13 protein-coding genes and 2 riboswitches are annotated in these 9,878 nt (G+C 53.9%); of the genes, 8 read left to right on the top strand and 5 right to left on the bottom strand.

Annotation, left to right across the window (positions count from 1 at the left end; genetic code table 11):
• Both BOW51_RS05675 and hisI read right to left on the bottom strand, forming a co-directional pair.
• Positions 1–464 (bottom strand): MBL fold metallo-hydrolase (locus BOW51_RS05675; RefSeq protein ID WP_135568085.1); only part of this gene is annotated, 464 nt, incomplete at its 3' end.
• Entirely contained in the window at positions 461–877 is a 417-nt protein-coding gene (hisI, locus tag BOW51_RS05680; protein ID WP_078476851.1) for a phosphoribosyl-AMP cyclohydrolase, read from the bottom strand. The genes hisI and BOW51_RS05675, both read right to left, overlap by 4 nt.
• Before the next feature lie 92 nt (positions 878–969).
• Here hisI and BOW51_RS05685 point away from each other — a divergent pair, with 92 nt between their 5' ends.
• From BOW51_RS05685 to BOW51_RS05695, 3 genes are read left to right on the top strand one after another with little or no spacing between them, the layout of a single operon-like run.
• Positions 970–1,920, top strand: coding sequence for a PDC sensor domain-containing protein (locus BOW51_RS05685; protein WP_078476852.1), 951 nt, complete (start codon positions 970–972; stop codon positions 1,918–1,920).
• A 30-nt stretch (positions 1,921–1,950) separates the two neighbouring features.
• Positions 1,951–2,265: a BolA family protein gene (locus BOW51_RS05690; protein WP_078476853.1), complete on the top strand. Its 315-nt coding sequence runs from the start codon at positions 1,951–1,953 to the stop codon at positions 2,263–2,265.
• A gap of 15 nt (positions 2,266–2,280) precedes the next feature.
• On the top strand, positions 2,281–2,658 hold the full coding sequence (locus BOW51_RS05695) for a glutaredoxin family protein (protein WP_078476854.1): 378 nt from the start codon (positions 2,281–2,283) through the stop codon (positions 2,656–2,658).
• Positions 2,659–2,703: 45 nt separating this feature from the next.
• Here BOW51_RS05695 and rimI read toward each other — a convergent pair whose 3' ends face one another.
• The 3 genes from rimI to BOW51_RS05710 are packed head-to-tail and all read right to left on the bottom strand — an operon-like array spanning position 2,704 to position 5,162.
• On the bottom strand, positions 2,704–3,129 hold the full coding sequence (gene rimI, locus BOW51_RS05700) for a ribosomal protein S18-alanine N-acetyltransferase (protein ID WP_135568086.1): 426 nt from the start codon (positions 3,127–3,129) through the stop codon (positions 2,704–2,706).
• Between the two features lie 53 nt (positions 3,130–3,182).
• Positions 3,183–3,596 carry a uracil-DNA glycosylase gene (locus tag BOW51_RS05705; protein WP_306341491.1) on the bottom strand — a complete coding sequence of 138 codons (414 nt, stop codon included), beginning with the start codon at positions 3,594–3,596 and terminating at the stop codon, positions 3,183–3,185.
• A gap of 18 nt (positions 3,597–3,614) precedes the next feature.
• Positions 3,615–5,162: a 2-isopropylmalate synthase gene (locus BOW51_RS05710; protein WP_078476856.1), complete on the bottom strand. Its 1,548-nt coding sequence runs from the start codon at positions 5,160–5,162 to the stop codon at positions 3,615–3,617.
• A 351-nt stretch (positions 5,163–5,513) separates the two neighbouring features.
• A riboswitch (glycine riboswitch) is annotated at positions 5,514–5,614 on the top strand.
• Positions 5,615–5,623: 9 nt separating this feature from the next.
• Positions 5,624–5,747, top strand: a riboswitch (glycine riboswitch).
• A 60-nt stretch (positions 5,748–5,807) separates the two neighbouring features.
• Here BOW51_RS05710 and gcvT point away from each other — a divergent pair.
• The 5 genes from gcvT to BOW51_RS05735 all read left to right on the top strand — a co-directional run.
• The gene (gene gcvT, locus BOW51_RS05715; protein WP_078476857.1) at positions 5,808–6,899 is read left to right on the top strand and encodes a glycine cleavage system aminomethyltransferase GcvT; all 1,092 of its coding nucleotides are present in this window, start codon (positions 5,808–5,810) and stop codon (positions 6,897–6,899) included.
• 41 nt (positions 6,900–6,940) lie between these two features.
• Positions 6,941–7,336, top strand: a complete 396-nt coding sequence (gene gcvH, locus BOW51_RS05720; RefSeq protein ID WP_078476858.1) for a glycine cleavage system protein GcvH — start codon at positions 6,941–6,943, stop codon at positions 7,334–7,336.
• Positions 7,336–8,697, top strand: a complete 1,362-nt coding sequence (gene gcvPA, locus BOW51_RS05725; protein ID WP_078476859.1) for an aminomethyl-transferring glycine dehydrogenase subunit GcvPA — start codon at positions 7,336–7,338, stop codon at positions 8,695–8,697. Before gcvH ends, gcvPA begins: the two co-directional genes overlap by 1 nt.
• A gap of 53 nt (positions 8,698–8,750) precedes the next feature.
• Complete coding sequence (gene tpx, locus BOW51_RS05730) at positions 8,751–9,251, top strand: thiol peroxidase (RefSeq protein WP_078476860.1); 501 nt, start codon at positions 8,751–8,753, stop codon at positions 9,249–9,251.
• Positions 9,252–9,292: 41 nt separating this feature from the next.
• The coding region (locus tag BOW51_RS05735) for a PLP-dependent aminotransferase family protein (protein WP_503167668.1) at positions 9,293–9,878 on the top strand (586 nt) is incomplete at its 3' end.

A 9,878-nucleotide genomic window follows, 5' to 3' on the forward strand; every position in this document is an offset into this window, starting at 1 on the left:
GCCATCAATGAGTGATGCAACTGCTCGTGTGTGCCACTGACCACCCTGCCACATCCTGCAGCAAACAGGGTATCACCGCAGAACAGCATGCCATTGCCAAAATAGGCGATGTGCCCCTCAGTGTGACCCGGTACATCCATCACTTCAAACTGCGCACCGATGCCAGCCAATTCAACCGTATCACCGGCACCGAGTCTTACTGTCAGCGAGGAGATCGGCTCATTGCTTGGGCCATAAACGGGAATGCCCGGAAAAGCCTCAAGAAGCTCCCTGACACCGCCGACATGATCACCATGTTTATGAGTAACAAGAATTGCACCGAGAACCAGACCCTGGTCTGAAAGATATTCAAGAACAGGATCTGCGTCACCGGGGTCAACAACCACGGCAACGCCGGAATCTCCGCCTGTCAGGCACCAGATATAGTTATCGTCAAATGCCGGGATCGGAATGACATCAATCATTTATACAGCTCTTCAGGATTGATCAGTGGTTCGCTGTCGATGACAACCTTGTGATAGAAACAGCTGCGGCGACCTGTATGGCAAGCAGGGCCAGTCTGGTCAACCTTCAGCAGCAGCGCATCGCCGTCACAATCGAAACGCATCTCAATCAGTTTCTGAATCTGCCCCGAGGACTCTCCCTTGCGCCAGTAGGCCTGGCGTGAACGCGACCAGTAGCAGACACGGCCGGTCTCCAGCGTCTCCTCGATTGCGGCACGGTTCATCCACGCCATCATGACAACCTCGCCACTGTCGTACTGCTGCGCGATCGCAGGTACCAGTCCATCGCTGTTGTATCCGAGTGCGTCGAGTGTCTCGTCCAGTGATTTGGCATCACCAGCCGGGTCCTGCTCGCGTAATTTGAAAAATCCCATCGCTGTATCCACGCCCTTTTCTACTGTGGGTTTAAGTCAGTTTGAGATCATTGTAAGCCATTTCCATCTGTCATTTGATGTAAAATAGCCGCATGAAGCAGACTGACAACCTCAAGCAGAGCGTCGAAATCCAGCGCGCCTCGCTGCATAACATGCTGATCGATCCGACACAGCGCATTGCGCATGAACTGGCGGCCGTATGGGGCGACCTTGAAACCATCAATTCGCTGCTCGGCAATGCCTTCTCGATGGTGCCCTTCGCAACCTATCTCTATGTTGTCGATGCGGATGGCATCCAGCAGAGCTTCAATGCATCACGCAACGGTTTTATCGAGCTCGACTACAATCGCGACCGCTCACAGCGGCCTTACATGAAGCCCTATCCGCCGCGGGATGCCATGTCACTGTCTGAATCCTATATCAGTATGCGCAGTAAGCGCCCATCGGTTACGGCCATGCAGCCGATAATCAAGGATGATGAATTCGTTGGCTTTTTAGGCATCGATTTCGACTTGCGCGAACTACCGCTGACACGTGCAATCTATGAAGAGCCGCACCAGTGGCACCAGCTCAAGGGCGACCCCGCCATACGCGGACAGCTGTTTCAGCAGAGTCGCGCCGAAAGCATGCTCGACCAGCATATTGACGATATTCTGCCCGTCATCGAGGAACTGATGGCAGAAAGCGGTGTATTTCACGGCAAGATCCACTTTGCCTCGAGCCGTGCGACCATCTGGCACATTGACGATCCCTACCGTTACCGGCTGCTCAACTATGATGCCTTGATTGATCCGGACATTTGCCTCGCCTATCCGCATCGTCCCTATCCTGACAATGCGCTGGTTCCGAAATCTGCGCTGCAAGCGATTCTCGAGACCTTCAAATACCTGCGCTTTGCCGATGAAACCATCTACCTGCGTGCCGGATCAGTGAATATTTTCAATGGAATTGTCGGGTTGAACTTTTCCTGTGATGGTTCACACTATATCCCCCATGAGCAGTTCCTTGCCCGGGATTCCGACTTCTGGGGCGGAATTGTCTGATACATCTATACATGAAGAGTGAGAATCGCAGTGAGTCGTAAAGAAGAGATTGAAAGCCTTCTTCAGGAGAGCTTCACTCCCCTGTTTCTGGAGGTGGCAGATGAATCCCATATGCACAGTGTTCCCGAGGGTTCCGAGTCACACTTCAAGGTCACCCTGGTTAGTGATCAATTTGATTCCAAACCCCTGGTGCAACGTCACCGGGCCGTGAACAGCTCTCTTGGTGCGCTGCTTGCCGGCGGCATCCACGCACTCGCACTTCACACCATGACACCCGAAGAGTGGTTTGCAAAAGGTGGAGTTGCGCCCGACTCACCGCCTTGCCTTGGTGGTTCAAAGAAATAACAGGAAACAGTAGACATGATATTTGAAGGACTTCGCTGGATTATCGGCCGTGGCGTGCTCGCCTATGAAAAAATGACTGCCCCGGAAGCACCGGTGTACAGCATGGAGCAGCAGGCCGCGATTGATGCACAGACACAGGGACTGGCACTGTATGAATTCAAGGCATGCCCTTTCTGCATGAAAGTGCGCCAGGAGTTTCGCCGCAAGGGGCTTAACGTTGAACTGCGTGATGCAAGACGCAATCCCGCATGGGGAGATGAACTCAGGGAAGAGGGTGGAAAATACCAGACACCCTGTCTGAAAATCACCAGTGGTGACGGCCAGGTAGAATGGCTTTACGAATCGAATGATATTATCGACTGGCTCGGCGAGAATATTGTCATCCAGGCCTGATCCGGGCAATGAAACAGTTTCGACTTGCAGTTTGTAACTTACTGACTACAAGAGTGACATGGCGTAAACCAGCGCATCCTCTCTCTTGTCATCATCAGGATAGTAGTTGGGGCGAAAACCGATTTCATTGAAACCGTAATCAAGGTAGAGCTGCTGGGCAACAGTGTTTGATGCACGCACCTCGAGAAACAGGGTTTCAACACGCCGCTCCCGGACAATGCCGACAAAATGCTCCAGCAGCTGCCTGCCATACCCCCGCCCCTGCAGGTGCGGATGAATACAGATGTTCAGCAGGTGTGCTTCGCCGACTGCGGAACTCATCATGGCATAACCGATGATTGTACTATCCCGCTCTGCAATGACACCGATATAACCAGCCTGCAGGCAGTCACGAAATATTCCCTTGGTCCAGGAGTGCTTGTAGGCAAGCATCTCGACCTCCATCACCGCGCCCAGGTCTTGACGAGTCATCTCCCGGCAAGCAGTTCGATCTGGCGATTGAGATAGTGGCGACAGGAGATGATCTATTCCGGTGACGGGTTGCGGTTAGCCTGGGGCCGGCACTTTAGAATGTTCGCGATATAGACTTGCTCACGACCAAATCCGCAGGCAAGCAGCATCTGGTTGAGCAACTGCCCCGCCCTGCCGACAAAAGGTTCTCCCTGCCTGTCCTCGTCTGCGCCTGGTGCCTCGCCGATGATCATCAGCTCTGCATTCTGATTGCCTGTACCAAAGACCGTTTGTGTTCGTGTCGCAGCAATCGTGCAACGATTGCAGTTCTCAACGGACTGCTGCAGCGAGTCCCAGTCATGCAACTGCTCTTCAGCTTCATCCGGCAGTGTGATTTCAGCGGCATCACCAGGCTGGCGTTGCTGACGACGCGACCACACCTGGATGCCCATGGCATCCAGCATGTGGTGTTGTCGCTGATCCAGCATGCCTACCCGCATGCGAGCTTACACATCCGCCGCTTGCGGATGCTCCCTCACTTCGGGCTCCAGCAGGCGGTTGAGGCCATTGATATAGGCTTTTGCCGAGGCGATAACGATATCGGTATCGGCCCCCGAACCATTGATGATGCGACCATCTTTCTCGAAGCGCACGGTCACATCACCCTGGGCATCTGTACCCGAGGTAATGTTGTTGACAGAGTAGAGCTGCAGGTGAGCACCGCTGTCGACAATCGACTCGATCGCCTTATATGCGGCATCGACCGGACCACTACCGATCGAGGAACCATTCACCTCCTCATCATCAACAGACAACACCAGCTCGGCTGTAGGAGTTTCGCCGGTTTCGGAACAGACCTTGAGCGAGATGAGCTTGATACGCTCCTGCAAGGCTTCTCCGCTGCTTTCAGACATCAGCACCTGGAGATCCTCATCGAAGATCTCATGTTTCTTGTCTGCGAGATCCTTGAAGCGACTGAAGACGATATTGAGTTCAGCCTCAGTGTCAAACTTGTGCCCGAGTTCCTCGAGGCGGGTACGAAAAGCGTTACGCCCGGAGTGCTTGCCGAGCACCATGCGATTATGTGACCAGCCGACATCCTGTGCACGCATGATTTCGTAGGTCTCGCGACTCTTGAGCACGCCATCCTGGTGAATTCCGGACTCGTGTGCGAACGCATTCGCACCGACAATCGCCTTGTTCGGCTGCACCGCAAAACCCGTAATGTTGGATACCAGCTTGGAGCAGGTCACAATCTGCGTGGTGTCGATATTGGTCTCACAGTCGTAAACGTCATGACGGGTACGCACTGCCATCACCAGCTCTTCGAGCGAGGCGTTGCCTGCACGCTCACCAAGGCCATTGATGGTACATTCAACCTGGCGCGCGCCATTCTGAACCGCGGCAAGTGAGTTGGCCACGGCAAGACCGAGGTCATTATGACAATGCACAGAGAAAATCGCTTTGTCCGCATTGGGCACACGCTCAATCAACTGCTTGATGGTCTCACCAAACTGCCACGGCATGGCATAGCCGACCGTATCCGGGACATTGATGGTAGTTGCGCCAGCATCAATCACCGCCTCAAAGACACGGCACAGAAAATCGATTTCGGAACGTCCCGCATCTTCTGCCGAAAATTCAACATTATCGGTAAAATTGCGTGCCCGCTTGACCGCATAAACGGCCTGTTCGACAACCTGGTCCGGGCTCATGCGCAACTTGTGCTGCATGTGGATTGGCGAGGTCGCGATGAAGGTGTGAATACGTCCTGAATTGGCGTTTTTCAACGCCTCACCGGCACGATCGATATCTGAATCGAGGGCGCGTGCAAGGCCACACACGGTCGAATCCGTGATGGTCTCGGCTACCGCCTTGACCGCCTCAAAATCACCGACACTGGCGATTGGAAAACCCGCCTCGATAACATCGACACGCAGCTTCTCCAACGACTTGGCAATGCGCACCTTTTCATCTTTGGTCATGGATGCGCCGGGGCTCTGCTCACCGTCGCGCAATGTTGTATCAAATATGATGAGTTTGTCGTTACTCATGGAATCCTCTCCTGATCAGCCCCATAGTTTACGGACTATGGCAGATCGTTCAATCATTCATTATTAATTCAGGGTATTGCGGTGGATTTTGTGCCTCGCCAGGGCAGGTCGGTCGTATTAAGCCCCGCAGGGCAGCAGACCTGGGAGTGATAGCATGAGTAGGACAGGCGCGCACGCACGATCATTACGGCTGAAAGCCGTATGATGAGCCAAATTATGACGTGCGCACTGTGTCATCAGGTTATTCTCTAATAGGACGCCCGGACGATTCCGGATGCCGTGAAATATAAATATAACGCGCTTTTCCCCCTTTGCCAATAGCCGGAATCAAAGGTACTATTGGCACTTGACCACAACTCTGCGGGAGAGATTGGCTGTCTGTATGCAGGCGCGCCAACGCCGAAGGCGCAAACCGCCCGGAATCGCTCAGGCAAAAGGACCGCGGAATTGGCACGAAATGCCAGGTCAACTCTGGAGAGCAGCCACTAGACTGGCTCACCGACGGGGCAGGGTGAAATTCAGGAAATCCCGGATTCGGGACGCCCTATCACTCAAACTCTCAGGTTCGAGGACAGAGGGGCGGCACCAGGAAAATATGGCCTGGTGCCGCCCTTTTGCGTTTGAACTATCGCTACGGAGTCGACCATGGATCAAAAAACCATTCTGAATGAAAGCCATCGCGCCATGGGCGCCCGCATGGTGCCTTTTGGCGGCTGGGATATGCCAGTCAACTATGGGTCACAAATCGAGGAACATCATGCCGTGCGTCAGGATGCAGGTATGTTCGATGTGTCACACATGCGGGTTATCGATCTCAAGGGAAGCGATACCACGCATTTCCTGCGCCACCTGATCGCCAACGATGTTGCTCGCCTGAAAGAGCCCGGCAAGGCACTCTACTCCTGCATGCTCAATGAGCAAGGCGGAGTGATTGATGACCTGATTGTCTACTATCTCGATGACACCTGGTTTCGCATGGTGGTGAATGCCGGTACTGCAGACAAGGACCTCGGCTGGATCATCGGCCAGTCATCCGGTTTTAATGTCGAGGTGTCGCCGCGCCGCGACCTGGCAATGATCGCCGTACAGGGTCCAAACGCGGTGGCAAAGACACTACCGCTACTGAATGACGAGATCCGTGACTCTGCCGGCACGCTCAAGCCTTTTCATGCCGCCTGGGACAGCAGCTGGTTCATCGGGCGCACCGGTTACACAGGCGAAGACGGTTTCGAAATTATCCTGCCGGAAAATGACGCTGCCGATTTCTGGCAGAAACTTGCAGATGCAGGTGTTCGCCCCTGTGGACTCGGCTCACGAGACACCCTGCGCCTGGAGGCCGGAATGAATCTCTACGGTTCCGATATGGATGAAGAGACCAGCCCGCTTGAAGCCGGACTCAAATGGACCATTGCGCTTGAACCCGCTGAGCGTGATTTTGTTGGACGCAAGGCGCTGGAAGCGAAGCTTGCCGAGGGCAAGCTGAAAACATTTGTTGGCCTGCTTCTGGAAGGGCGTGGCATTCTGCGCGATCACCTGCCACTTTTCGATGGCGACAAGCAGATCGGCGAGATCACTTCTGGCGGTTTCTCACCAACTCTCGAACGCAGCATCGCCTATGCACGGGTTGATGCCGATGCACCTGAGCAGTTTGAGGTCGAGATGCGAGGCAAGCGCCTGCCGGTCAGAAAAACAAAAATCACATTTGTGCGTAATGGCAAAGCCTGCATCGATTTGTGAAGAAAACAGAATTCAAAGATTAATTTACCTGGAGAAAGACTATGAGCAACGTACCAGCTGACCTGAAATATACAAATTCGCATGAGTGGGTTCGTGACGAGGGTGATGGCATTGTCACTATCGGTATCACCGACCACGCGCAGGAACTGCTTGGCGACCTGGTATTTGTTGAACTGCCGGAAGTCGGCGCAAACGCAGAGACCGGTAGCGAAATCGCTGTAGTCGAATCGGTAAAGGCTGCATCCGACGTTTACAGCCCGCTCAATGGTGAGGTTGTCGAAGTCAACGAAGCGCTTGCAGATGCACCTGAGCAGGTCAACGACTCTGCATACGAAGATGGCTGGTTGTTCAAACTGAAGCTTGCCGATACTGGTGCGCTTGACGCCCTGATGAACGCTGAAGCATATACAGCACATGCAGAGTCCGAGGATCACTAATGCCGTTTATTCCACACACGGAACACGACATCGAGAAAATGCTGAAGACCATCGGGGTCGACAGCATCGATGACCTGTTCGACGAAATTCCGGATTCACTGAGAACTGACAAGTTCGATGCGATTCCGCAGGGTATTACGGAGATGGACATCTCCGCACTGATGCACGAAAGAGCCAACCAGGACGGTGTTCCAACCTGTTTTATAGGTGCAGGTGCCTACGATCACCATATACCTGCAGCAGTCTGGGAACTGACAACCCGCGGTGAGTACTACACCGCCTACACGCCATACCAGGCCGAGGCGAGCCAGGGCACCCTGCAGTTGCTGTATGAATTTCAATCGATGCTGACTGCGCTGACAGGCATGGATGTCTCGAATGCATCCCTGTATGACGGCGCATCCGCACTCGCCGAGGCGATCCTCATGGCGGTACGTGCAAATCGCAAGTCAAAGTCGAGAAAAATCCTGGTTCCGCGCTGCCTGCATCCGGAATATCGGAAGACAGCCAAAACAATTGTCACCAACCAGAAAATCGAACTGGTCGAGATTCCTTTTGATGTAAAAACCGGACGCACAGACCTGGCTGCACTGGATGCCTTTAGCGATGAGGATATCACTGCACTGGTCATCCCCCAGCCAAACTTTTTTGGTGTGCTCGAGGATGTCGATGCACTCACAAGCTGGGCACAGGAACGCAATATTTTCACTATAGCAGTCGTTAACCCGCTTGCTATGTCCATGCTGACGCCAGCAGGAGAATGGGGCAATGACGGTGTCGATATCTGCGTTGGAGAAGGCCAGCCACTAGGCATTCCTCTCGCCTCAGGCGGCCCCTATTACGGTTTCATGTGCTGTAACCAGAAACATGTTCGCCAGATGCCCGGGCGCATCATTGGCCGTACCGAGGATCTTGAAGGCAAGGTCGGTTATGCCCTCACCCTGCAGGCCCGTGAACAGCATATCCGCCGCTCAAAAGCGACTTCCAACATCTGTACCAACCAGGGGTTGATGGTCACTGCATCAACCATTCACATGGCCATGATGGGTGGAACCGGTCTTGCACATGCTGCCTCAACCAGCCATCAGAACCTGAGCAAGCTGAATAATGCGCTGACTTCAATCGAAGGTGTCGAGCAGGCATTTTCTGCCCCGGTATTCAATGAAAGTGTGCTCAAACTCGATGCACCGGTCGCTGATGTATTACGCTCGCTGGCAACGGACAACCTGCTGGGTGGATACGACCTGGGCAAGGATTACCCGGAGCTGGGTGATGCACTGCTCGTCTGTGCAACCGAAAAACGCACTGATGCAGAAATCGAAAACTACCGCGACAAGCTGAACGGGATTCTGAATGCATAACGCCAGCCTCATCATCCCGACACATCCTGGCCGGTCCAGGAGGAGTTAACAGAATGGTTGCCATCACAAGACGTGGAACACCCTGCAATACCATTGGCGAACTGCCTGCGGTAGGTACCAAGGCGCCCAATTTTCGCCTCGTCACCGAGAACCTGAAGAACTGGACGCTGAAAAACTTCAAGGGGAAAAAGAAAATTCTCTATATCGTCCCGAGCCTCGACACACCGACCTGTGCCATGTCGACGAAAATATTCAACGACCGTATCGCCAGTGTCGACGGGGTTGTCATCATCATCTCGGCTGACCTGCCGTTTGCAATGAAACGCTTCTGCAGCACCGAGGGGCTCGAGCATGTCGTCAACCTGTCGATGATGCGAGACAAGAAATTTGGCAAGGATTACGGCGTCCTGCTTGTCGACGGTCCACTCGAGGGCATTACTGCACGTGCCGTGGTGGTTCTTGATGAAAATGACGACGTGGTGCATACCGAGCTTTCGCAAGAGATAGCAACAGAACCTGACTATGATGCCGCACTCAAGGCGATTGGCGCCTGAGTTGGACACAGATAAACAGATATATACAGACGGATAAACCGATGCTGATTTACGAACAATCACACACTGGCCGCCGCGCCACTGCCCAGTCACCTGCTGCTATGGGAGATGTCAGCGACATCCCTACAGAACTGCTTCGCAAGGAGACGGCTGCACTTCCACAGGTCTCTGAAATGCAGGCAGTGAGACACTATACGCGCCTGTCACAGAAAAACTTCTCGATCGACACCAACTTCTACCCACTTGGTTCGTGCACCATGAAGTACAACCCGCGTGCGTGTAATACGCTCGCCATGCTGCCTGGAATACTCGCACGCCATCCGTATGCTCCCGAGTCACACAGCCAGGGATTTCTGGCCTGCATGTATGACCTGCAGGAGATGCTGAAAGTGGTAACCGGCATGCAAGCGGTCTCGCTGACGCCTGCAGCAGGCGCACAGGGCGAGTTTGCCGGTGTTGCCATGATTCGTGCTTACCACGACGCAAACAACGACCATGAGCGCACAGAGATCATCTGCCCGGACGCTGCGCATGGAACCAACCCGGCCACTGCTGTGATGTGCGGCTACAAGGTCAGGGAGATTCCGACAAAGTCGGATGGTGATGTTGATGTCGAGGCACTGAAAG

It is taken from the genome of Solemya elarraichensis gill symbiont (assembly GCF_002021095.1).
Lineage (GTDB): Bacteria > Pseudomonadota > Gammaproteobacteria > Chromatiales > Chromatiaceae.